Source organism: Silvimonas terrae (assembly GCF_014202765.1).
GTDB lineage: Bacteria > Pseudomonadota > Gammaproteobacteria > Burkholderiales > Chitinibacteraceae > Silvimonas > Silvimonas terrae.
Map to the genome: position 1 here is coordinate 274,986 of NZ_JACHHN010000006.1, position 24,019 is coordinate 299,004.

Annotated in this window: 20 protein-coding genes and 1 pseudogene; 8 read left to right on the top strand and 13 right to left on the bottom strand. The window is 54.3% G+C overall.

Annotation, left to right across the window (positions count from 1 at the left end):
• Nucleotides 1-14 precede the first annotated feature (14 nt).
• The 8 genes from HNQ50_RS15590 (at nt 15) to HNQ50_RS15625 (ending at nt 7,772) form a co-directional block, all read left to right on the top strand.
• A complete protein-coding gene (locus HNQ50_RS15590) occupies nt 15-458 on the top strand; it encodes a GtrA family protein (protein ID WP_184102120.1) in 444 nt (147 codons plus the stop codon).
• Between the two features lie 19 nt (nt 459-477).
• On the top strand, nt 478-1,320 hold the full coding sequence (locus HNQ50_RS15595; RefSeq protein WP_184102121.1) for a glycosyltransferase family 2 protein: 843 nt from the start codon (nt 478-480) through the stop codon (nt 1,318-1,320).
• Nucleotides 1,320-2,330 (top strand): lysylphosphatidylglycerol synthase domain-containing protein, encoded by a 1,011-nt coding sequence (locus tag HNQ50_RS15600; protein ID WP_184102122.1) that lies wholly within the window; start codon nt 1,320-1,322, stop codon nt 2,328-2,330. Before HNQ50_RS15595 ends, HNQ50_RS15600 begins: the two co-directional genes overlap by 1 nt.
• Nucleotides 2,327-3,790 (top strand): capsular biosynthesis protein, encoded by a 1,464-nt coding sequence (locus HNQ50_RS15605; RefSeq protein ID WP_184102123.1) that lies wholly within the window; start codon nt 2,327-2,329, stop codon nt 3,788-3,790. The genes HNQ50_RS15600 and HNQ50_RS15605 overlap by 4 nt, the downstream gene beginning before the upstream one ends.
• Before the next feature lie 7 nt (nt 3,791-3,797).
• Complete coding sequence (locus HNQ50_RS15610) at nt 3,798-4,196, top strand: HAD family hydrolase (protein ID WP_184102124.1); 399 nt, start codon at nt 3,798-3,800, stop codon at nt 4,194-4,196.
• Nucleotides 4,193-4,927: a glycosyltransferase family 2 protein gene (locus HNQ50_RS15615; protein WP_184102125.1), complete on the top strand. Its 735-nt coding sequence runs from the start codon at nt 4,193-4,195 to the stop codon at nt 4,925-4,927. The genes HNQ50_RS15610 and HNQ50_RS15615 overlap by 4 nt, the downstream gene beginning before the upstream one ends.
• Nucleotides 4,928-5,067: 140 nt before the next feature.
• Complete coding sequence (locus tag HNQ50_RS15620) at nt 5,068-6,678, top strand: hypothetical protein (protein ID WP_184102126.1); 1,611 nt, start codon at nt 5,068-5,070, stop codon at nt 6,676-6,678.
• The gene (locus HNQ50_RS15625) at nt 6,678-7,772 is read left to right on the top strand and encodes an acyltransferase family protein (protein ID WP_184102127.1); all 1,095 of its coding nucleotides are present in this window, start codon (nt 6,678-6,680) and stop codon (nt 7,770-7,772) included. Before HNQ50_RS15620 ends, HNQ50_RS15625 begins: the two co-directional genes overlap by 1 nt.
• Nucleotides 7,773-7,892: 120 nt before the next feature.
• Here HNQ50_RS15625 and HNQ50_RS15630 read toward each other — a convergent pair whose 3' ends face one another.
• The 13 genes and pseudogenes from HNQ50_RS15630 to leuS form a co-directional block, all read right to left on the bottom strand.
• Entirely contained in the window at nt 7,893-8,303 is a 411-nt protein-coding gene (locus HNQ50_RS15630; protein WP_184102128.1) for a GMC oxidoreductase, read from the bottom strand.
• Nucleotides 8,304-8,330: 27 nt separating this feature from the next.
• Entirely contained in the window at nt 8,331-9,917 is a 1,587-nt protein-coding gene (locus tag HNQ50_RS15635) for an FAD-binding protein (protein ID WP_184102129.1), read from the bottom strand.
• 2 nt (nt 9,918-9,919) lie between these two features.
• The gene (locus tag HNQ50_RS15640; protein WP_184102130.1) at nt 9,920-11,230 is read right to left on the bottom strand and encodes an SDR family oxidoreductase; all 1,311 of its coding nucleotides are present in this window, start codon (nt 11,228-11,230) and stop codon (nt 9,920-9,922) included.
• Nucleotides 11,230-11,997, bottom strand: coding sequence for a PIG-L deacetylase family protein (locus tag HNQ50_RS15645; protein WP_184102131.1), 768 nt, complete (start codon nt 11,995-11,997; stop codon nt 11,230-11,232). The genes HNQ50_RS15640 and HNQ50_RS15645 overlap by 1 nt, the downstream gene beginning before the upstream one ends.
• Nucleotides 11,987-12,844, bottom strand: a complete 858-nt coding sequence (locus tag HNQ50_RS15650; protein WP_184102132.1) for a GNAT family N-acetyltransferase — start codon at nt 12,842-12,844, stop codon at nt 11,987-11,989. Before HNQ50_RS15650 ends, HNQ50_RS15645 begins: the two co-directional genes overlap by 11 nt.
• 508 nt (nt 12,845-13,352) lie before the next feature.
• Entirely contained in the window at nt 13,353-13,730 is a 378-nt protein-coding gene (locus HNQ50_RS15655) for a GtrA family protein (protein ID WP_184102133.1), read from the bottom strand.
• Nucleotides 13,723-13,896, bottom strand: a pseudogene (locus HNQ50_RS22555) (DapH/DapD/GlmU-related protein); the annotation flags it as partial. The pseudogene HNQ50_RS22555 and the gene HNQ50_RS15655, both read right to left, overlap by 8 nt.
• A gap of 392 nt (nt 13,897-14,288) precedes the next feature.
• Nucleotides 14,289-15,257 (bottom strand): glycosyltransferase family 2 protein, encoded by a 969-nt coding sequence (locus tag HNQ50_RS15665; protein WP_246428744.1) that lies wholly within the window; start codon nt 15,255-15,257, stop codon nt 14,289-14,291.
• A gap of 11 nt (nt 15,258-15,268) precedes the next feature.
• Nucleotides 15,269-17,797: a hypothetical protein gene (locus HNQ50_RS15670; RefSeq protein WP_184102136.1), complete on the bottom strand. Its 2,529-nt coding sequence runs from the start codon at nt 17,795-17,797 to the stop codon at nt 15,269-15,271.
• Nucleotides 17,798-18,099: 302 nt separating this feature from the next.
• The gene (gene rng, locus HNQ50_RS15675) at nt 18,100-19,551 is read right to left on the bottom strand and encodes a ribonuclease G (protein ID WP_184102137.1); all 1,452 of its coding nucleotides are present in this window, start codon (nt 19,549-19,551) and stop codon (nt 18,100-18,102) included.
• Nucleotides 19,552-19,625: 74 nt separating this feature from the next.
• Nucleotides 19,626-20,645, bottom strand: coding sequence for a DNA polymerase III subunit delta (gene holA / locus HNQ50_RS15680; RefSeq protein ID WP_184102138.1), 1,020 nt, complete (start codon nt 20,643-20,645; stop codon nt 19,626-19,628).
• The gene (locus tag HNQ50_RS15685; RefSeq protein ID WP_184102139.1) at nt 20,635-21,150 is read right to left on the bottom strand and encodes an LPS-assembly lipoprotein LptE; all 516 of its coding nucleotides are present in this window, start codon (nt 21,148-21,150) and stop codon (nt 20,635-20,637) included. Before HNQ50_RS15685 ends, holA begins: the two co-directional genes overlap by 11 nt.
• Nucleotides 21,151-21,176: 26 nt before the next feature.
• A complete protein-coding gene (leuS, locus tag HNQ50_RS15690; protein ID WP_184102140.1) occupies nt 21,177-23,792 on the bottom strand; it encodes a leucine--tRNA ligase in 2,616 nt (871 codons plus the stop codon).
• Between the last annotated feature and the right edge of the window lie 227 nt (nt 23,793-24,019).

A 24,019-nucleotide genomic window follows, 5' to 3' on the forward strand; every position in this document is an offset into this window, starting at 1 on the left:
TCATGCAGGGTTTAATGACGCGCCGGATCAAACCGGCGCGTTTCTTTACACTTTTCACGTCATCCCTGAACGTACATCGTATGCATTTGATCATGTTTGGACTCACCTCCGGCATCGGCTGGCTTATCGATTTTGGTGTGTTCAGTTTACTTGTACACCTTTCGCTGAGACCCGGATTCGCCAATCTGATCTCTGCCAGCCTGGCCGTGACCTTTGTCTATTTCACGTCGGTACGCCGCATTTTCAGCACTAGCCAGACCAAGGGTGTGGCTAACAAATTTGTGGTTTACCTGATTTATCAGGCCATGGCGGTGCCACTGGCATCGATTGTTGTCGACCTGCTGGTGTCTTGGCACACCACGCCCTTGGTCGCCAAAATCGCAGTCGTACCCTTTACCTGCTACAGCAATTTTGTCTTTACCTCTTACCTGCTAACCGGCCGGGCACGCTGGTACTAAGCACAGTCACGGAATCAATATGGGCCAATCCAGCCTCGAACAGAAAACGGGCAGCAGCGTGCGCAATTTGCTGTTTGTTCCGATGTATAACTGCGAGCGTCAAATTCCGCGCGTCATTGAACAGCTTGCAGACGTTCCGCCGGGCTTTATCTCTGAAATGATTGTGGTGGATAACCGCAGTCCGGATGGGGGGGTGGCCGCTGCCAAAGCGGCGTTGGGTCGCTTCCCGGACGTTCCCGCGAAAGTGATGGTCAATGACGGTAACTATGGTCTGGGTGGCTCGCACAAAGTCGCGTTCAACTATGCCATTGAGCATGGCTTTGACAACGTCATTGTGTTGCACGGGGATGACCAAGGCGCCATTGCAGATCTGTTGCCCTTTTTTGAGCCATTCAGAAACAGCGACGCAGATTGCCTCTTGGGAGCGCGTTTCATGAAAGGTGCGAGACTCCAGAACTACTCGCTGTTTCGTACATTCGGCAACTACGTATTCAATACCCTGTTTTCTGTCGCTGGCGGACAAAAGTTGTACGACCTGGGTTCAGGGCTGAATCTGTATCGCGTCAAATCCCTGACCAAGGTTGATTATCTGCGCAACGCAAATGATCTGACCTTTAACTACTACATGATTTTGAACACGCTGGCTGCGGGCTGGAAACTGCGTTTCTTCCCGATCTCCTGGCGTGAGGATGATCAGGTTTCCAACGTCAAATTGTTTAAACAGGCGCGCCGTACGCTGGGTCTGGTCCTGCAGTTCATGGTCCAGCGCCAACATTTTCTGGGTACTGATCATAGTGGTAAGCCTGATCGCCAATATCCTTCAACCGTCGTGTATCAACAGCCGGCAGGACAGACCAGATAATGGCCTGGAATGAACTGTCGCGATCCGGGGCAAAAATGGATATGTCTGGATCTGGATACAAGGCACGGCGGGTTCTTGATGGCTGTGCCCTGGCTTTCTGGATATTGGCCATCTCCTTGCTGGTTAGGCTCGGTTTTCTCTGGCGGGGACAAGGCGACCTGGGGGCTGGCGTATCCAGTTTGCTCGCAGCGGGGGGCCTCTACCTGATTGGCCACGGATTCCGGGCTGCCCGGCTGATGTTGCTGATCGGGGACTATCGGGTTGGCATCAAGAAAATTGCGCTGGTGCATTTCTTTACCGCCGGGGTCAGCGTATTGCTCCCATTCAAGCTGGGCGAGATTTACAGGGTCGCGGAACTCAGCAATCTTTTGAATGACATGCAAAAAGCAGTTCTTGGCGTCTGGATAGAGCGGGCGTACGACATTGCCATCCTGTGCGTACTGTTGGGTGTAGTTGCATTTGGCGGCGGCCCCTGGAGCAACAGCTTGGGACTGCTGCTGGTCATTTCGACTATTTTTGTCGTTGGAACGGTCGTTGTTTTTGGCATTTTGCCGTACAACGTGAACGAACTTGCACTTTATATGGTGAGACGTTACCGCTCCCCGGGCAGTGTGCGCGTTCTGCAAGGCATCAGTTTGTTCAAGGAATTTACAGATGCTGCATCCAGAATGTTGAGTCGCAAGAAAACGATTCTGTTATTGATTACAGCGCTGATCTGGGCTTGTGAAACGTTTGCAATCGTGATCGTGTTCCATCACGCGGACTGGAATGTTGCTGCGGCAGTTGCCCAGATGCTGGGGAGCATTTCTGATGCCGCATCCAGCATTAATATGCTGCACGTGACCCAGACCCTGACCGCGCTTTCTACGCTGGAACGCGAATATTTTCTTGTTCTTCTCAGTAGTTTGTTATTGGCAGCGGTCATTGCCGGTGCAAAATATATTCCCCCCAGGATTCATTCGACGTTGAATGGTCCAAAAACCGCTTTGAGTGGCAAGCCGAACCGATGACTTTGCAAATCTTGATTGACGATACCGTACGGGTACCAGATGACGTATTTGCGCTTACAGGTGTAAGTCGCTTTGGCGATATCCTGTACCGTCGCCGTTCGCTTGCACAGCATCTGAAAGACGCTGCGGCAGCGGCCGACCTGCCTGAGCCGCAGTTGCTTTCGGGCGTCCAGTCCATGTTGGACCTGCAACAAAAGCTGTCGCATCCGGTTCCGGCTGGTCGCTATCTGATTATTCCGACCAATATCGTCGCGCAGACCAGCAAAAGTGCGTTTGCCATCTTTCTCAGGCAGCTGCGCTATTTACCGTCAAACTTACTGATTTCAGTGACCTCGGGGGCGGAGTGGTCCGGCCTTGTGCTTGGCGATGCTCGAATTGTCTCTGAGTATCTTGCGACCCTGTCCGCCACGGGAACACCAGCGGAGTTTGCCCGCAACTGGCAAGGCGAAATTCCGGAGCTGAAAAATGAGCTGAACCTTGTCGATTTACGTGACCAAGCCAGTTTCCTGGTCTTTCTGACCAGCAATTTTGACGTTCGCCACTTCAATGCCATTGAGAACCAGAACTTCACGATTGTGAAGCGCTCGACCGACAAAAAGAAGCTCAAGCGGGAATACGATTTCTACAGTTGGCTGCCGGCTGAAGTACAGACATTCTTTGTTCAGCCGTTTGATTTTCAGGAAAGCGCGGATAGTGCCAGCTATCGCATGGAGCGGTTTTTCCTGCCGGATATGGCCATCCAGTGGGTGCACGGCGCATTTTCCGAGGCGGAATTTGAACGACTGCTGGACCGGCTTTTCCACTATATCAATATCCGTCCGAGAAAACCGGTCGCCCGCGATGCTGCTCTGGCAGAAATGGACCGTCTTTATGCAGACAAATTGTCCGCACGTATAGAGCAACTGGAGGCCCTGCCGGAGTACGCGGATCTCCTGCCTTTTGTGAACAGGGCCGTTGGTGATCTGGGGGCCGTAGTCAAACGCTACCAACGTATTTATCAGAAGCACCGTGCAAAGTTCCCGGCAAACTACCTGGCAATCGGGCATGGGGACTTGTGTTTCTCGAACATGCTGTACAGCAAAGCGACCCAGATACTGCGCTTTATCGATCCCCGGGGCGCGTCCACGCCGGACGAGATGTATTTTGACCCTTACTACGATGTTGCCAAACTCTCTCATTCCATCCTGGGTGGGTATGACTTCATCAACAGCGGCCGATTTGATATTCAACTCGATGCGGATCTGAAGATGGAGCTGCAGACCGATGAAGGCGATCGCAAATGGGCCCGCAAGATATTCGAGCGCAAACTGCGTGATCACGGATTTGATCCGCTGCTGGTCCGCATATGCGAAGCGTCTTTATTTATCAGTATGCTGCCGCTGCATATTGATATCCCCAAGAAAGTGCTTGGGCTTTTGATTAATGCGGACATGATTTTGAACGAAATAGAAGCTCTGTGAGGCCATCATGATTAATCAAAAGCGAAATCTTGTGCTGGATGTGGATGGCACCCTGGTCCCGTCTAAAAAAAGTGGCGAATCCTATGCTGATCTTGTGCCGTTCCCGGACATGATCGAGAAAGTTCGCGAGTATCGCGAAGCAGGCTTTTATATCATCCTGTACTCGGCCCGGAACATGCGGACCTATGATGGCAATGTTGGCTTGATTAATGCCAATACAGCCAAGACGCTGATGCAGTGGCTGGATAAGCACCAGATTCCCTACGATGAGATTCATCTTGGCAAACCATGGCCGGGAGAGGGTGGCTTTTATGTTGATGACAAGGCGATCCGTCCCAACGAATTTCTGTCGCTGACCTACGACGAAATCATGGAACTGGTTTGTGCAGAGGAAAGTGGCGCATGAGAACCCCTGAAGTTGTGATCACCATGGCTGGATTCGGTAGTCGGTTCCGCAATGCGGGGTACGATTTGCCGAAATACGAGATTGTGGTCAAGGGCAAAACGTTGTTTGCCTGGTCCATGGAAAGTCTCGCCCATTTCACGCGGTTGGGGGCGCCCTTCATCTTCGTCGTGCGCGCGGCGGATGACGCTGCCGGGTTTATCGAGAAAGAATGTCAGGCGCTTGGGATACAGCGTTTTTCGATCATTGAGCTTGACCAGCCCACGGACGGCCAGGCCACCAGCGCCTTGCTGGCCGGTACGAAAATCAGCGACCCGGACGCGCCCATGCTGATCTACAACATCGACACCTACGTCAACCCGGACGCGCTTCCGGCAGAGGCTGTTCACGGTGATGGCTGGCTGCCCTGTTTCCCTGGTGAAGGGAGTGCCTGGAGCTTCGCTGAACTGGACGACCAGGGGCGTGTGGTACGTCTCGCCGAAAAAGAACGCATTTCCCCCCATGCAACGGTCGGGCTGTACTGGTTCTCATCGTTTAATTTGTTCCGGGACACCTACCACGACTTCTTTGCTGAAGCGAGCAGTGTGGCCAAGGGTGAGCGCTATATTGCGCCCATGTACAACGCACTGATCCGCCATGGCCATCCCGTGTATATCCATTCATTGCAATTGCAGGATGTCGTGCCATTGGGTACGCCGGCAGATGTAGAAACCTTTATCAAGGCTAATAGCTGATGGTTGCTCGTTTCATTGCCTGGCAGGCCAACCGTAAAACCTTGCTGGTATTGTTGCTACTGCTGGCGATCTATCTGGTTGCCGCTTGCCTGTATTTGCATGTTCCTGGCACGTATATGGATGGTGTGAATCCGGACTATATGGCGGTGACCATGACCCACCCTCGGGGCATGATTCCGCTGTGGGCTTACCCGGATAACTTGCTGTCGAAAGGCTACCGGTTTCCGTTGTTGACGTCGCTGTACGGCGGTAATCCGTCTGCATACGCCGGTGCCTTGTTCTGGGGCGTTTTTGGCTACAGTGCAGCCAAGGTTTTTCTATTACATCAACTGTATGGTGCTGTCGTCATCATCCTGATGTTCTTCTTTATGAAGAACATGACGGGTAATTTGCTTTTCGCGTTTCTGACGTCGGTTGCCCTTGCGGTAGAGCCCTCATTCTTGTTTGCCTGGCGCACGCAATATTATTTGCAGCTTTTCCCTCTGCTCGGTTTTATTGCTGGCTTGGGCTTGCTGGCCCGCAACCTCACCACGCAAAACTATCAGGAGCAAGCATGGCGGCGCTCCCTTTTCCTGGCGGCGGTGCTTCTGGGATTGAGTGCTTGGGGTTACTTCATTTATGCCATTTATGGCTTTGCAATATTCCTGGTCTCCGTCGTTCTGCAAAGCCGTGAGCCAGAACGCCGTCAGCAGTTTATCCCGTTGTTCGCCAAGGGGTTTGTGATCGGCTGGGGCCCCTATTTGTATGCGCATTTTTCCATGCTGTTGCGCCTGCGTCTCTCCGGCTATATCGATAACTTGCATTCCTTGCAGTCGACCTATGGCGTGATGAATGGTCAGTCCACAGCCATGAAGGAAAAGTTTCTTTATGCCCTGCGCCAGATTCTGGGCGTGACGGGGGGGGCTAACGTAGAAACCTTGTTCTACGGAAGAGGCCTGAGCGCACCAGTGGCGCTGTATGGCACCGCCATCGTCATTGCCGGTGTCGCCGGTTTGGTGTTGTCCTGCGTGCTGGCAGGACGCCAGGGGCAAGACAAGCTGCCGCTACGGTCTGATGTAGCCCGGACGGCCGGGCTGTTGTTGCTGGGCGTACTGGTCATGCACCTGTTGTTTGGCACATATGTGGGCATGCCACTGAACAATCAGCACTACGTAATGCTGTTGTTTGTGACTTATGCCGGCCTTGGGCTGGGCGCGGCAGCAGTGGGACGGCTCATTTTGCGCAACGGCTGGCGGAAAGCCTGGGCCGCGCTGGTCTCGGTGTGTTTTATCGGGCTGATTGCCGTGCATGGCTTTCGCGATACCGGGATTTTTCGCTTACTTGAGACCACGGGCGGGCAGGGTTATTACTCCGACGCGATCAACAAACTGGCTTACGATGCTGCGGCTGTGCCGCCAGATACTATGTATTTGTTCCCGCAATGGGGTTACTGGATGGGCTTTGCCACCAGCAACGGGGGCAAGCACGCGATACAGCAGGCACCCGATATTGAGGGATTGATCGGCAAGATAAACAGCTACGCCGCCCATAACGACGACCCGCTGCCTGTTAACTTCATGCTGCTGCTGACAGGGGCCAATACCCAAGCAGTTGCAACCGACTTTGCCACGAGAACGGGTATGCAGTTGAAAGGCCTGGTTCAGTATAACGAGCGCAACGGAGCGCCCGCATTCACCATGTACAAATTGACTCGGATTGTTCCAGCCGCAGCATTGCAACAGCCGGCTGGGCAAGTGGCAGGTAGCAAATAATGTCAGGTTCTTTTCTCGATCGAGACCGCAACAATTACGACTTGGTCCGGTTGATGGCTGCATCTGCAGTCATTTACGCCCATAGCTATGCAATTGCCCCGCGCCCGGGACAGGTGAATGCAGATTTGATTTTGCGCTGGACTGGCGTGACGCATTTGGGTGAACTGGCTGTTTCTGTCTTCTTTTTTCTTAGCGGCGTCTTTGTTACCAAAAGCTATTTTGAATCCAGCAGCATATCGGACTTTATCCTTAAACGGGTTTTGCGGATTTACCCGGGCTTAATGGTCAGCGTTCTGCTCAATGTATTGCTGATCGTCCCGCTGTTTGGGGGCGTTAGCTTGATGAATTATCTGGTAGAACCGCAAACCTGGCATTACATGATCAAAAACATGATCTGTTTTACCAATGAACATTTCATTCCGGGTGCATATCAAAATCATCCGACGCCTGCGCTGAATGGTTCTTTGTGGTCAATTACGCTGGAATTGCGGCTTTATTTTGTCTGGGCATTGGTTGGTCTGATCGGGTTTCGCAAATCGCCGCTGGCTGGAACATGTATCTGTTTGCTCGGGATTATCCTGGGTATGGCCACCCATGACGTATTACCCCTGCTGGGATCTAACCCGGATACCTACGGAGCCAACGCGTTCCCGACGTTCTCCCTGATTTTCACAATGGGGGCGCTGGTTTACATACACCGGGCTGAAATTCATTCACTCGGGGCTGCGGTGATCATGAGCGGTCTGTTTTTGTACCTGGGCTGGCATACGGGCTTGCTGCTGTGGTTGCTGTTTGCTTTTGCCATTGCGGTGGCGACCTGGTTCGGTACGACCAAAGTGGCCAGAAAAATAGGATTGCCAGGTGATTATTCTTTTGGCGTTTATTTGTATGGTTGGCCTTCCCAGCAGATCATTGTTTCTATCTGGCCCGATGCACCGACATTGGTCAGTGCGGCGCTCGCGCTTGTTGTCGCGGTCAGTTTTGCCATTTTTTCATGGCATTGCGTTGAAAAGCCCGCTATGAACTGGGGCAAACGGCTGTTGAAAGCACGCCTGACCAGACCCTTGCGGGAAAGCGCAGCATTGGCTAACTGACCACGTGCGGAGCACCTGCTACAGCAGGTGCTTCCCACTAGTATTGTTTGCGCAGGAATGCTTTTGCGGTCAGGACGGTCTCCTTCCGCGGGTGTTTTTCTCCCGACGAAGGCACCGCGCTTAGCCGGTGCTTCTTTTCCGGGTTAGTTCGGCCTTTGCAATACGATCTGCATTGGCCATGATGGTGAGCGTATGTGACTTCTCTGGCAGCGTGCTTAACGATGCCCCATCGACGATGTACACCCCCGGCAAGCGGGCCAGTTGCCCCAACGGGTCCGTTTCCATGTCGGAGGGGTTGGCGCGCATTGGAAAAGTGGCGGCGTAGTGAATGCAGCTTCCCAGTGCGCCCGGTTTGAAACTGCCCGGAATCATCAGCACGCCAAGCTGGCGGAAGAAACCTGCCAGATTTTGCCGGGCATGTTGCAACAACGCGGGTGTCTGCTCACCTTCATGTCCCTTGATAAGCAGGGTGCCATTCGTTTTGCGCTGAACTGTTACGCCAGAAACTACCCCGGCTTTCAGGTTATTCAATCAGATGGAAGAGCTGGAATACTTGTTCTAGCTAGCGGCTGCGTACCCATCTCTGGCCCCGAGCAGTTTTCCGATCCGGTCAGCATTGGCCATGATAGTCAGGGTATGAGATTTTTCAGGTAGTGTCGTCAAGCAGGCACCGTCGGCCACGAAGACCCCTGGGGCGCCAATGAGTTCTCCTGTGACAGTCGTCTCTCCCAATGCGGGGGTATTGCGCATCGGCAATGAGCCCGCATAGTGGATATCGCTGCCGGGTCGGCCCGGTGTGAAGCTCATTGGAAGCATGAATGCTCCGAGTGAACGATAGGCCCGGGACAATTGCCTTTTCGCCTCCAATAGCAACTGCGGTACCCGCTCACTATAGTTGCCTTGTACGTGCAACTGAGAGCCCGTCCAGCGTACTTTGTTTTCCGAGAGATGCCCGGGTAGGAATAAATTTCCAACGACACATGAACTGAGCAAGGTACGAGCGACATCTACCGCTTGCGGGCGCCTCAAGGGGAGGTGTTTGACAAACTCGGACATGGGAAGGCCGCTGGTCGAAAATGTCGAGCCAAACGCTTTGACGTCACTGGCGAGTGTCTGCACAAACGCAAGTTGCCCATAGCCGAAAGAGGCGCGGCGAGCGCTTCCAAAGAAAGAGGGTAGCCACAGCACAAAGGCTGCAGTAGGGCAGGAAAGAACTCTGCCCTCCGTTTTGAGCCCAAGCATTTGATACGCAAGTTTTGTTGTGGCTAAAGTACCCGCGGCTAAAACTACACGAGCCGCCGCGTAGCTACGCAGGGCCGCAGTCGTATGTTCTTGCCCCTCCACCTGCCAGAGGTTCCCGTCCCGGTACAATCTGTTTACAACCAGGTTCGCATAGTTAAAGCGAGGGTGTTGTCGCAGCTGCTGCAAATCAAATTTCGCGTTGTACAGTGCACCGCGAGAGCAACCGTAGAGACAGTTGCCAGATTGATTGCAAGCGTGTCGGCTGCCAGCGTCCTGGCTTAACGCTGCAACTGGAAACCGTCCCAGCGCGAAGCCAAGTTTGCGTAGTTGATGTCCGCGCAGACGATAACGCTGTTCCAGCGAGTTATGCATGGCATCAAGGGCAATGGCCGGGAGCGCGCTATCGGCTAGCCCGAAATAGCCTGCCAATTCATCTTGCGTGTCCCCGCTAACGCCAATCCGGCGAGTGACTTCGCGGTATGACGCATCAAGATCTGCTGGATTAAAAGGATAACTTGCCAACTCGTCTGCTGAGAGTCTGGCTACGCCGCACCCCCAAGCGTTTGAAAGCCCGCCTGGCGCCAGTGAACCGACAGCTACAAAATTATCAGAGATGATACTGTTTGCTTCGCCAAAGTTGCGAAATACATATTCATGGCCAGGAATTCGCAATTTGGGCGAAATTGCGGCTGAATTTTTCAGCGCATAAAAATCTGAACCGACCATCCATTGCCACTGCTTCGGATCTTTTACCCGGCCTTCCAGAAAAGGCAGCTCTGGGGTGATCTCTTGCTGTGCTTCCCCCCCATCCAGCATCAGTACGCGCAATCCTTGTTCCAGCAAGGGAAATGCGGCAGAGACACCAGCCGGCCCACTACCTACGATGATGATATCGAAATCCATAATTAGCCGTTTGCCCTGACGAGGAGACGTCGCAGAATCGGTCTGGTGCAAATGCGTAATAGAAAGCTTGCTGATTCACGGCACAGTGCACCTATCATCTGTACCCCGTAAGCAATCATGCCATGTTTGTGGCCTAAGCCAATAAATTGTCTGGCTCCTGCCGGTGAGGCCTCTGCCATCACTGTTGCTGCATCCAGACGCCAGAAGAATTCGCGTCGTTGAGTTTCGTTTCTCGCCCCCATCAAGCTCGGGTCATCGATAAAGGGGAGCCAAATTGATAAAGCCTCGCCCTGCCAGGGTAAATCAAGAGGCCTGCCATCTCGTAGTTGCTCAATGGCACGAACATAATGCCTCCCTGCTACAGGGGCACAGTGTTTGCGCATTACATAACCCAGTATTGCGGTAGCCTCAATCAATAGGGCACGCCGGTCTTGATGGTGCTTTGCCCCCCCCCCACTTACACCTCCACCTTTGAGCCCCCGCCGCAAAGGTCTTGGGCGCACCATAACCGATGCAAGATGCGATGCCGACTCCATGAAGGGCAGATCAAACAGGGATAAAAGTCTCCCTATGCCGAGGCGGGTGCTCAGCGAGTTGCCGAGGCAGCCTGCGGCAAAACGAACCAGTAGTGTCGGTACCGGAATGAATAGAATTCTTCGCTCAGGTGCTTTTACTGCGGCAATTTGGGACAAGAAGTATGTGAATGAGACAGGCTTGGCTTGTGCAATCTGGAGAATCTTTGATTGCGGCCTTATCGAGATGAGATTGACTAGCGCTTCACACAAGTCTTCCAGATGGATGGGCTGAATCAATGGGGAAGGCAGAAATGCAGGCAGGACAACTGACTTGCGCGCAACGCTGGTCAATTGCCCATACAGGCCCTGCTCTGTTCCACCATAGACTTGGCCGGGTCTGACTACATATCCCCCTGCTTCGAGCACAATCGATTCTATGGCTGCTTTGGAGCGGCCATACAGCGTAGGGGCATCTGCTCTTGCAGTCTGGCTGGAAACGAAGATGAAAAGCGCGCCGGCGTTGGTGGCTGCTGTGATTAATTTCTCGGTAGCCTCGACTTCTTGCTGGGCCATGGCTGGAGAACTCAATTGACCGGCGGTGGCCAAATGTACAACAGCGCTAATTCCGGATGGAAGAACGGGGGGCTCTTGTTGCTGCAGGTTATACGGGATCCATTCCTGAGCCGTAAACGAGTTTTGGGTTCGGGACAGGGATAGGACTTTCATGCCGCGCTTGCGGGCATAATTAGCCAACCCCTTACCGATATATCCGGTTGCACCGGTTATTGCAATTCTCATTACTGCCTCTGCCGGAGAAACTGGGTGGCGTGCTGGGAAAAATCAATACGGCGGTAAAAGCCGCGGCGCTCATACAAAAGTGAGCCCGGGTGAGGCGCTTCATTTAGCCGATCAAGCGAAACCGGTTGTAGCACCTGCGTGCCGCGGAACAGGTAGTGGAACAGGAAAAACGGAAAAAGCCCCATCCAGGTCTTGACCTGGGATGGATACATCAACACAAACTGCAAATGGCACCAGCGCTTTTGCCAGGGTATGCGAGTGACATGCAGGGGACCATTGGCGGGGTCTGGAGCGAACAGGCGGAAAAGGCTGCCGGCAAGGCCTCTGCCGGTGTACAGGCAAAACTGATGGCAGCGGGCAAGGATGCCATGGCATGAAGCCAAGGCCACCCCCAGTAAATGAGCCGCGTCATGATCCTGGTGACCGCCTTCCCAAGCAAGCACATACAAATCGTCAACGCCGCCAAGTTGGTGCCATAGATCCTGCAAGGCGCGCCACGCTGGATCAAGATATTCCACCAACTTGCCATCTGGAATTGCAAGCGTGCTACCGAGAAAGAAAATATCCCGCTCCTGCACGCCCATTCGCTTTAATATGCGCAAGCTCTCGGCATCTCGTCGGGGGGTACCTGCGCCAGTAGGGCCTCCACTGGTCAAATAGAGGATAAATACGCGTTCATTTCCCTGGATCTTCCGTTCAATCTCGGAGAAAACGCCGAATTCATCATCCTGGTGAGCGAATATGAATAGAGATTGCTTAGAACGCATCGAAATCGAGGAAGCTGATAAAGCAACTGGTGAGATCAATTCGGTCCCCGGCATTGAGCAAATTCTTGTAGATCAGGTTTAGTGGCGAGGGCCTTGCTTTGTCGGGAATGGCCACAAATCTGCGTGTGTATGTATATCCAGGCAACAGGCCGATAAACACGCTGGGTTGAACGGTATCAAGCAAAGTAGGCCGCGTTGGAGTAAAGCCCTCGACGGGTGAAAGTGGCGCAATGGCTCGAAGTAATGGCTTGCCCGCAGAAGTCGATACCTCCCATCTGTTCTCGGCTTTCTGATCTACCCTTACCCGGTTTAGCGGATTGGTCGTGCGCCACGCGAGAGTCTCCGGCCGCCAGAGGCCACTGAATTCACTGCCTGCCTGTATATCCTGCAAATCTGCAGGGCCCACACGCCCCACACCTATAAGCGCGTCAAGCGGACCCACTAGTTGAAACCCCATCTGTCGAACCCAGCCGGGCGTTGCTGCTGCATTGGCAACACCAATAACAGCTTCATATCCCGCTGCAGCTGCGATGTCGCACATCTTGAGTCCTAACCGTTTGAAAAGACGCCGGCCTTGACAAGATGGATGCACAGCTACATTGACTGCGACGACACCTTTGATCACTTTGCCTTTTAGCGTGAATTCCCGAGGGACAGAGATCACCTGACCGACCAACTTTCCATCCAGGAAAGCGTCTGCTCCGATTGCGGGGCCTACAGGGTTATGGTTATAGAGCCAATCCAGATAAACATGCCGGAATTTGTCCGCATGAGGAAAGCAGGCGTTATACAACTCAATATATTGAGCAACACGATTGCCCGATGACTCGACGAGTTCAAATTCCATATCGATATATTTGTGGGGTAATAACAAGTCAATACATGCGTAGTGGTCTACTACGCCCGTTTAAGATTACAAAGAGTGATTCTGATCACTCCGCTATTGCTCGCCAGACGCAGCATCTTGTTCGCCAAGGGTAAAACTGCACGACGCTTGGGAAATTGTGCACGGAGATCACTCCGAATAAGTTGACCAGGGCCGATGCCGGTGAGTATACGATAATGGACAGTTATGTTGTTCAGACGATGCATCCGGGTAGAAAAAATCAGGCCGAGCTGCCCAGTAGCATTACGCCCAATACATAGGGTACTACTGCCCGACTACAGGGAAACATGATTAAAACAGGGGTTTGCCCCGGTTTTCCTGCCGGGACGAGCGCCGTCGCGCAGGTCTTGGCTCGTCAAGCACCGCAATCTCTTTGGTTGTCACGATGCACAAACACCAGGCGGCAAAATGGAGACTTGACGACGCAACTCGCCGGGACGAACCCATTTATATTAAGACTTAATAAAAATCAATTTCTCAAGAAGACAAATTTCGATGTGATGAAATAAGTTATCAGGAATAACAATACGTCAGCACCGAATTTGGCAATGGCAACGTTGGAGATAAATTGGGTCATTATTAGCAGAACCATCGTCGACGCTGGTGTATAGATGAAAGCTATCCCAAAATATTTTGCCGCGTGAGCCCATGCACCACCATAGCCCTTAATACGGTAGGTAAACTTGCGGTGCACAAAGAAGCCGAAGATAGCTGCAGCAATCTTGACCGCGACGTTAGCCCAGACCAGCGGCAGACCTGCGTGAAGAAGAACGAAAAAACCACCGAAATCAATCAGGTATGCCAACACCGCCACAATGACATACCGGACAATCTGTCTTTCAAACATGCTTGTTTCTCAACCTCAGAAGACGGGCGGGGGCTCCGGCCATGACCGCATATTCTTCGGTGTCGCCGGTCACAACGGCATTGGCGCCAATGATGGTGCCTTTGCGCAAGCGTACGCCTGGCATAATGATGGCACCGGCGCCAATCCAGACGTCATCTTCTATGACTATCTTTTTGGGAACAGCGGGTCTGCTGAATACGGGGATGTTTACGTTATCAATGGGGTGCATACCCGAGGAAATGGTGACGTTATTGCCGATCAGCACATAGTCGCCAAACTCGATGCCCCCAACTCCGTTGATATACGCACCGGTATTCACGCCAAAATTCTTGCCAAACGTGATGCGGTCCATATGTACGAACGTTGCGCGCTGTTGTAGCCACGCGAACCCACCGCAACGTTGGGCGAATGCCTTGAGTGCGATGGCGCGCAGGATAACACCAAACGTCGTGGGAACATGAGTCAGGATGCCAAACACCAGCGACTCGGTTTCAAGAAACAGCAAGTCCTTGAAGGAATAGCTTTTGATTTTCTCTTTCAGGAACGCGAGATATTTCATTAATGCTTTTTCCGGTGAATGATCCGGTGCGGAATTGACCGGATATCGTAGGCCAGGAAGGCCAGTACGAACTGCACGCCCAGAATGATGGACAGCGCGGGCAGCATGACAACTCCACTGGCCGCTGGCATATCAAGATGGATGGACTGGATCCAGTGATAGCCTCCGTAGCACAAGCCAAAGGCGATCATGGTCAAGCCGGCCGGTAGCTCAATCGATGCGACCGACATGTCGCGCAGGTAATAGTTATAGAAAATGCGCTTGAACGTGTTACGGATATTGGACGCAAGAAACGTCTTGAAGACGTGCGTGATCTTGAGGTTGCTGACTTCATCGCCGTAACGGGCGTTCATGGGGACATCTACGACAACAGCGCGGATGGCGTTGAGCCTGAAAAGAAGATCAGTTTCAAAGAAATAGCGTTTGCTGATCTTGCCGAGCGGCAGGCGCTTGACGACATCGGCCGCAATGGCGGTATAGCCATTGGTAGGGTCAAACAGGTCCCAGTAGCCGGTGGACAGTTTGGACAGGAAAGAGAGGGCTGCATTGCCGAAAATGCGGACTGCCGGCATCTGGTGGATTTGTTCCAGATCGTAAAAGCGGTTCCCCTTGGTGTAGTCCGCTTCACCGTCCATGATGGGCTGAACAAAATCTTGCAGGATTGCCGGGTCCATCTGGCCATCCCCATCCAGTTTGACGATGATATCAGCGCCGTCTTCAACTGCTTTGCGATAGCCGGTCATGACTGCCCCGCCCACGCCTTGGTTAATCTCGTTGTAAAGCACGGTCACCCGCGGGTCGCTGCAGTTTTCTGCGACGTATTGACCGGAGCCATGCGGGCAGCAGTCATCCACCACGTAGATAAGGTGGACGTTGTCTTCTATCGCAGCCAGCAACGTCAGAATATGGATTTTCACCTTGTAGCTTGGAATGACTGCAGCCACGATATGGACGGGGCGTGCGGACATGGATTGGCTCATTATTTCAGCTCGATTTTCAATGCTTTAACGAACACCGGGTTAACATCATCGGTTTGTGAGACATAAACATATCCTGCTGAGGTGCCATTCGGGATCACCCCGGCATCAACAAAGTGCAGCAAAGGTTGGTCGCACGATATCTGGCGGTAATAGGGGGGCTGGTCTCGCCAGTTGATCTGGGCGATATAGGTGGCACCGGCCGCGGGACACAAAAGATCCAGTGTATAGCGGAATGTGGTCTGGCCCGCCACCGGAACTACTGTGACGATCTTGGGCTGCTTGCGTGCAACGAGGGCGCCATCGTGTTTTAAGATGGCCTGAATATCAGGCAACAGCGCACTGGCCTGGCCTGCAAAATTGAAAACTGGAGCCGGATAGCTGACCGGGTGGTCATGTAATCGGTACAAGACCGTACCACCGACTTGCTGTAGAACCTCGCCGTATGTGGTCACGTACCGGGATAAAATCGAGCCATAGCTGATTACAAACCGTTGCTTGCGGGGATGATCAACGCTTTGCCAGAGCGTATTGGAGTTGGTATAGGCGAAATGAATCGGGTGGCGTTGTACCAGGGTCTTGAGGTCCCCCACCGTTTTTACATTCTGGATGGCGGTGCCCATTTCTGGGGAGTACCAATTGGTGTACCAGGCTCTTGCGGCCAGCGTGGCGCCAAATGGACGGCCGGGCTCAAACAAGACCCCTTCGCCGGGGAAACGTTGATTCATGAAGGTGTTGAGCGTTTGCTCTGGTGCAATGTTCTCGATCAAGCTTTGCTTGTCTTGCAGAGTCATCTGCTGCTCAGGGGCTTTACTAAAGTACCAGCAGATGCCAGGTGCCATCAGTAGGTTGATGATTGCAAACCCGCCGGCGAGTACCCACGCTACAGGCAGTGCGAGCGGAGCGCGTCGTTCAAACCAGAGAAACAGTCCTCCAATCATGAATGAGCAGCTCAATAGGATTGGTGCCAGATACCGGTAATACTGAAGCGAGCTGTACATGACCGCGCCAAATAATGCAGCAGGAATCAGTACCCATTTGAAGTGACGGGCCCCAGGTAGAAAGGCAATGCAAAACAATGACACAGGTGTCAGAAATAAATATTGAAAGCCTGCCACATAGTTGGCAGATTCGTAATAGTCTCCGGTATTGAAAAACATCCCGTACAGATTTTTGAGTGTCGCACCTTTCACATAGTGAGAATCAAAAAAATTGATTGAGGGAAACCACGGAGATTTGAAATATCCATTGTAGAGCGGAAATAGCGGATTACCGCTTTTTATCCAGCTGAATCCATATGGGAAAACAGCAAAGAAAATCAACACAATTAAATATGTGGCCGTAACTGGATTTTTGAACTGCGATTTCAGCAGGTTCCAGACATCCAGACGGAAATGCGCAACGAGGGTCAGAAAGAGAAATGCTACAATCACTACCCCGGTCAGCTTTGTTGCCGCCAGCAACGAGAGTATGGCGATAAACGCCAGCAAGCGGGACGCATTGAGACTGTCTGCGGCAATCACGGTAGAAGCGGCGCCAAGCAAGGCCAGGAACAGCAACTCCGTCTGCATGCCACCCAACAATGCGATCAGTATAGGTGTTGTCAGGAACAGGCAAACCATGAGATGGCTGCTGGATTTACCCATACTGGTTATCGCTGCAAGCCGGTAAAGGGCGGCGATCGCAACGAGGAGCAGCGCAATATTCAGTGCGGGACGGCTATCGTAACCGGCCAACACGGAGATGACGCCGTGAAGCAAATCAGATGTGAACGGCGATGCAGACCAGATCTGATTGTAAAGATCGACAGTGCGCGTATGGTTGTAGAGCAGATCTGTCCAGGTCTTAAGATGCAGCGCGTTGTCGTCATAGCCCACCGTTGGAAAGAACGCGTAGCGGGCTGTGAAAAAGAATAAAAAGCAGACGAGCAGGGCGATGACACTGTTGTCACGCGGGCTGATCCACCAGTTGCGGATGTTAGCTCTGAATGTGTGTAGAGCGGCCGGGATCGTATAAACCACGGGAACTGCCAGTACGACCATATAGATGGCGCGCCGGTTATAGTGGGTCAGGCTCAACAGGTAAAAGCAAGCCAGCCAGATGGTCAGGCCAGCCAGCCCCTGGAGCAGGGGGTCCTCTACCTGAACTGATCGCTTCCGTTTGTTACCGAGTATGGTTGCGCCCAGTGTATAGCTTGAATACGCAAAGAAAGCGGTAGCAAGGCCCGCTTTAGCTCCCACACCATAGGTCAAGTAGATCAGCATGAGTCCGCAGACAGCCATATTTCTGCGGCTTGGTATAAACAGCTGGGTCAGCAGTGCAGAAACAATAAAAATAATGGCAAATTGCAGTGAGTTCGACCCGACTGGTTCGTTCCAACGGGAAAGCCATTGAAAGTGGGTTGCGCTAATTGTGCAATAAGTAAATAGATGGCTTGCAGCAATTGCTCCGAGTATCAGAACTGCATTGATTTTGTTTTTCATTTGTGTGCTGGCTCGTTTCAGCTTTTCTACTTGCAGGGATTTGGTCACGCCGCCGGACGTAATGGGACGACCGTTGCGCGGAGGGGAACTCAACCCTCGGGGTTTAACGATTGGATGACTTGAAAAGTGTTCGGATTAGAACAGAATTCTCGCCAAAAAAAAACAATAACTACCAACGCAAAACGCGAAACGGACACTGGTCGACAAGTGTGTCCAAGGGAAACTGAAGGGCGAGGTGGGGATGCCGACTATAGGCGGCTGATACTGTTGTAGCGTGAAGCCGCCTGTTGCACTTGATAATAAGGCCAGCTGCGGCGATTTACACAGCCCATGCCCACCTTGGGTCATGGTTACATCAGCACCACATCAAACTGTTCCTGCGTATACGCCGTCTCTACCTGCAGATAGATAGGCTTGGCGATAAAGTCCACCAGTTGCGCCAGGCTGGCGGATTCTTCATCCAGAAACATGTCGATCACGTTCTGTGAGGCCAGGATGCGGTATTCGCGAGCCTTGAACTGGCGTTCTTCGCGCAGGATTTCCCGCAGGATTTCATAGCAGACCGTGGCCGCCGTGCGGATCTGGCCGCGGCCCTGGCAGGTGGGGCAGGGTTCGCACAATACATGTGCGAGGCTCTCGCGGGTGCGTTTGCGGGTGATTTCCACCAGTCCAAGACTGGTGAAGTTGGAGACTGTGACCTTGGTGCGATCGCGGGAGAGTGCTTTTTGCAACTCTTCCAGGACCGCGTGTTTGTGGGCTTCGTTGTCCATGTCGATGAAGTCGACGATGATGATGCCGCCCAGATTGCGCAACCGCAGTTGCCGCGCGATAACATGCGTGGCTTCCAGGTTGGTCTTGAAAATGGTGTCGTCAAACGAACGATGACCAACAAAACCACCCGTGTTGACGTCGATGGTGGTCATGGCCTCGGTCTGATCAATGATCAGGTACCCGCCAAACTTGAGGTTCACGCGCCGGGCCATGGCGCGTTCAATTTCCGCCTCGACGCCGTACAGTTCAAACAGCGGGCGCTCGCCGCTGTAGTGCTGCACGCGCGGGAAGACATCGGCCACAAATGACTGCGCAAACTCGCGCATCTTGGCGACGTTTTCGCGGGAGTCCACCAGCACTTCCTGCGTGTCGGTGTTGACCATGTCGCGCAAGGTGCGCAGTTGCAGCGAGAGGTCCTGAAATAGCAGGGATTTGGGTGGCAGTGTTTGTGATTTCTGGCGGATATCGGCCCAGATCAGGTTCAGGTAGTCGATATCGGCCAGTAGTTCCTGGTCGGTCGCGTGATCGGCGGAAGTCCGGATGATGTACCCCAGGTGGTCCTGGGTTAACAAGCTTTCCAGACGCGAACGCAGGCGGTCGCGTTCTTCGTTGTTTTCAATGCGCTGGCTGATGCCAATGTGGGTTTCCTGGGGCAAAAACACCAGAAATCGCCCGGCAATGCTGATCTGGGTCGAGAGCCGCGCGCCTTTGGTGCCGATGGGGTCTTTGATGACCTGAACCAGAATCGGCTGGCCTTCGTGCACCAGGCGTTCAATACGCAACTCTTCGTTAGGGTGCTGGCGTTGTTCGATGACGTCGGCAATATGCAGGAACGCAGCGCGCTCCAGGCCGATTTCGATAAATGCACTTTGCATGCCGGGGAGCACGCGTTTGACCACGCCCAGATAGATATTGCCGACCAGCCCGCGTTGCGAGCTGCGTTCGATATGGATGTCTTGCACCACCCCGTCTTCAACGGTGGCTACGCGGGTTTCCTGCGGGGTGATGTTGACCAGAATCTGTTCTTTCATCGTCGGCTTGCTCGCGTATCTGTGTTGTTGTGCGCCGTTGCAGCGGATTATTGGCAGTGTAACGGGTCTGGCGATCAGCGTCCCTGACGTGTTGCGGTCGGCTTGAGAAGTGGCAGGCACATATTCAGGAGTTCGTCCCAGGCATCGCCCTGCCCGACGCCTTTGTTGATCTGGTCAATGCGGGCGGCCAAGGTCAGGGCTTGCCGTAGTTGCGGGCCACTGACCCGGTCCAGCGCTTTGTCCACCAGGCCCTGTTTGGCCCCCCAGACCCGGTTTTCTTTATAGAGTTGTGCCATGTTGGCGCCATTGGCACGGCCCTGCGCCAGTCGCCACAAGGCGCGGACTTCTTCAGAGAGTGCCCACAAGACCAGATGGGGTGCTTCACCTTCTGCACGCAGGCCGTCAAGCATACGAATAAAACGAGGCGCGTCACCAGCCAGCAATGCTTCGCCCATCTGGAACACATCGTAGCGCGCCACATTCGCTACGGCCTCGCGCACCTGATCGAGTGACAGCGTGCCAGCGGGGTGGAGCAAACCGAGTTTGAGGACTTCCTGGTGTGCGGCGAACAGGTTGCCTTCGACCCGATCCACCAGAAAACGCATGGCGTCGGCATCAAGCTGCTGTTGCTGGGCGGTCAGGCGCAGCCCAATCCAGGCGGGCAGGGCGGTGCGCTCAATTGGCCTGGCTTCGATCACTTCGCCGTGCTGCGAGAGCGCCTGAAACCATTTGGCGTTCTGCGCGGTGCGATCAATCTTGGGCATCTGCACCACGGTGACGGTGTCTTCTGGCAGGCGAGCCGCGTAGCTTTCCAGCGCCTTGGCGCCTTCCACGCCGGGCTTGCCGGTCGGGATACGCAATTCGACCAGTTTTTTCTCGGCGAACAGGCTGAAGGAGTTCCCGGAGGCGGTGAGCTGGCTCCAGGAAAAACCGCTTTCCACGGTGAGTACTTCACGCTCGCCATAGCCATGCCGCAACGCCGCCTCGCGAATGGCGTGTGCGGACTCCAGCGTCAGGAAGCCTTCTTCGCCATGCAACACATAAAGGGGAGCCATCCCGCCCTTAAGGTGGCGGGCCAGGTCTTCAGTGCGCATCCTGACCGTGCGTCGCGACCGCGTTGATCCGGCGCAGGATAAGCTGCGAGGCATCCTGTTGCATATCTTTAACGAGGCGGTTGGATTCACCCGTCATGGCGATCGGATTGTTGGGGTCGTAGGAGTAACTGCGTGACAAGGTGACCTGCTGGCCTTCCATGATGGCTGTGCCGTCCGGGCGCCATGCGCTGAACGTTACCACCAGCGAGGTCAGGTATTCGGTTGCCTGGCCTGAGCTATTGATGGTCAGCACGGTACTGTTGGTTGCCTCACCGGCGATGCTGATTTTAGCGACGCCCTTGGTCGTGGCATCCTTGACCAGCTTCACGTTGGGCAGCAGCGGCAGGTAAAGCCGCAGCTGCTGCGCTACGCCACCGTTGCCGTCGACATAGGCCTCAGGAAAGGCAAAGCCCGAATTCGGGCCCTGCCCGCGCAGATGAAAGCCGCAGGCCGCCAGCAGGCTGATCAGGAGAAGTGCCGTCAGGCGGCGCAGCAGTGCAGTCATTGCAGAACCCTTGGTATTGGTCATGTTCAGGCGACGATGTTCACAAGACGGCCCGGCACCACGATGACTTTCTTCGGGGTGCCTTCGACAAAACGCTGTACGTTTTCGTCGGCCAGTGCAATGGCTTCGATGGCGTCCTTGCTGGCGTCCTTGCTCACGCGGATGGTTGCGCGCAGCTTGCCGTTCACTTGAACCACCATGTCGATTTCGTCTTGCACCAGTGCGCTTGCATCGACTTTTGGCCAGGCTTGTTCCGCCAGGCGGGCGCCCGGTTGCAGTTCAGACCACAGCGCGTTGGCCGCGTGCGGCACGATTGGCGACAGGAGCAGTGTGGCGGCTTGCAGCACTTCCTGCGCCACGGCGCGACCGGTTGTATCGGTGATCTGTGCTTTGCCCAGCGCGTTCAGGAGTTCCATCACGGCCGCAATGGCGGTGTTGAACTGCTTGCGGCGGCCATAATCGTCGGCCACTTTCTGGATGGTAGTGTGCAGGGCGAAACGCAGCCCCTTGAGTTCTGCCGGCAGATCGCCGCCCGCGTACGCAGTCACCGGGCCACCGTTGGCCACGTGATCATGCACCAGTTTCCACAAGCGACGCAGGAAGCGGTAAGCGCCTTCCACGCCCGCATCAGACCATTCCAGGCTTTGATCCGGCGGCGCGGCAAACATCATGAACAGGCGTGCTGTATCGGCGCCGTATTTTTCAATCAGCGCTTGTGGATCAACGCCATTATTCTTGGACTTGGACATCTTTTCGATGCCGCCCACCGTCACCGGTTGGCCATCGCTCTTGAGTACGGCCTTGACGATCTTGCCCTTACCGTCACGCTCGATATCAATATCGGCCGGGGCGAACCAGTCTTTCTTGCCGTCAGCGTATTCGCGGTAGAACGTCTCGCACACCACCATGCCTTGCGTCAGCAGATTGCGGAACGGTTCATCCGTGTGGATCAGGCCTTCGTCGCGCATCAGTTTGTGGAAGAAGCGCGCGTACAACAAATGCAGAATGGCGTGCTCGATACCGCCGATGTACTGGTCGACATCCAGCCAGTATTTGGCGCGCTCATCGACCATGCCGGTTTGGGCATCAGGCGAGGTGTAGCGCGCGTAGTACCAGGACGATTCGACGAAGGTGTCCATGGTGTCGGTTTCGCGACGGGCCGGCTTGCCGCAGCACGGGCAAGTGGTTTCGTAAAACTCGGGCATTTTGGCCAGCGGGTTGCCACGGCCGTCGGGGACGACGTTTTCCGGCAGCACGACCGGCAGTTGGTCTTCCGGCACCGGCACGTCGCCGCAATCCGGGCAATGGATCACCGGAATCGGACAACCCCAGTAGCGTTGGCGGCTAATGCCCCAGTCGCGCAGACGATATTGGGTGCGCTTGGTGCCATGAGTCGTGCTTTCCAGATCACCGACGATGCCGTCGAACGCGCCCTGGAAATGCTGGCTGTTGTATTTGCCGCTGTTGATGGTGCGTACGGACTCATCCTTGGCGCCATACCATTCTTGCCAGGTCTTGCTGTCAAACTGTGCGTCGCCGGCAACCGGTTCGTACACTTGCACGATCGGCAGGCTGTATTTGTTGGCAAATTCAAAGTCGCGCTCGTCGTGGCCTGGTACCGCCATCACGGCGCCTTCGCCGTAACCCCACAACACGTAGTTGGCGATCCACACCGGCAGCTTGTCGCCGGTCAACGGGTGGATGACAAACTGGCCGGTCGGCATGCCCTTCTTTTCCATGGTGGCGACATCCGCCTCGGCCACGGAGCCGGATTTACACTCGGCAATGAAGGTTTGCAGTTCGGGCTTGCTGGCGGCGGCCAGCGTGGCCAGCGGGTGTTCGGCAGCGATGGCGACATAGGTCGCGCCCATCAGCGTGTCAGGGCGGGTAGTGTAGACCTTGAGCTGACCGGCCTGGCCGATGGAGTCCAGATCGTAGTCAAACGCCACTTCGGCGCCAAAGCTCTTGCCAATCCAGTTGCGCTGCATGGTCTTGACCTGTTCCGGCCAGCCATCCAGTTGATCCAGATCTTGCAACAGTTGTTCTGCGTAATCGGTGATGCGGAAGTAATACATCGGGATTTCGCGCTTTTCCACCAGCGCGCCAGAGCGCCAGCCGCGGCCGTCAATCACTTGCTCATTGGCCAGCACGGTGTTGTCAACCGGGTCCCAGTTGACCATGCCGCTCTTTTTGTAGATCACACCCTTCTTGTACAGGCGCGTGAACAGCCATTGTTCCCAGCGATAGTAATCGGGCTTGCAGGTGGCGACTTCACGTTCCCAGTCAATCGCCAGACCCAGCGACTTCAACTGCGTTTTCATGTAGTCGATGTTTTCATACGTCCACTTGGCCGGGGCAACGCCATTCTTGATGGCGGCGTTTTCTGCCGGCATGCCGAACGCATCCCAACCCATCGGTTGCAGGACGTTGTAACCGTTCATGCGCATAAAGCGGGTCAGCACATCACCAATGGTGTAGTTGCGCACGTGCCCCATGTGCAGTTTCCCGGACGGGTAGGGGAACATGGATAGGCAGTAGTACTTGGGTTTGCTGGCATCTTCCAGTGCGCGGTCGGTCTGGTGTTCTGCCCACTCGCTTTGCGCGGTGGCTTCGACGGTCGCTGGGGTGTATTGCTCTTGCATGGCCTGGTCCGGGAAATGAATCGGTCAAAAGGGACTAATTATACGGGGAGAGGGGCGGGGGCGTCACGGCATGCACGATGCACTGCAGTATCAGGCCGGCAAACCAGGCTGGATGTGGCCATTGGCTGTGGTAATCGGCGCAATGCATAGCAATGTTACGTTTTTACGCTTGAGGCTTTTTTGTTGGTCAGGCATTATTCGCTATAAATGAGAACGTTTCTCAATTC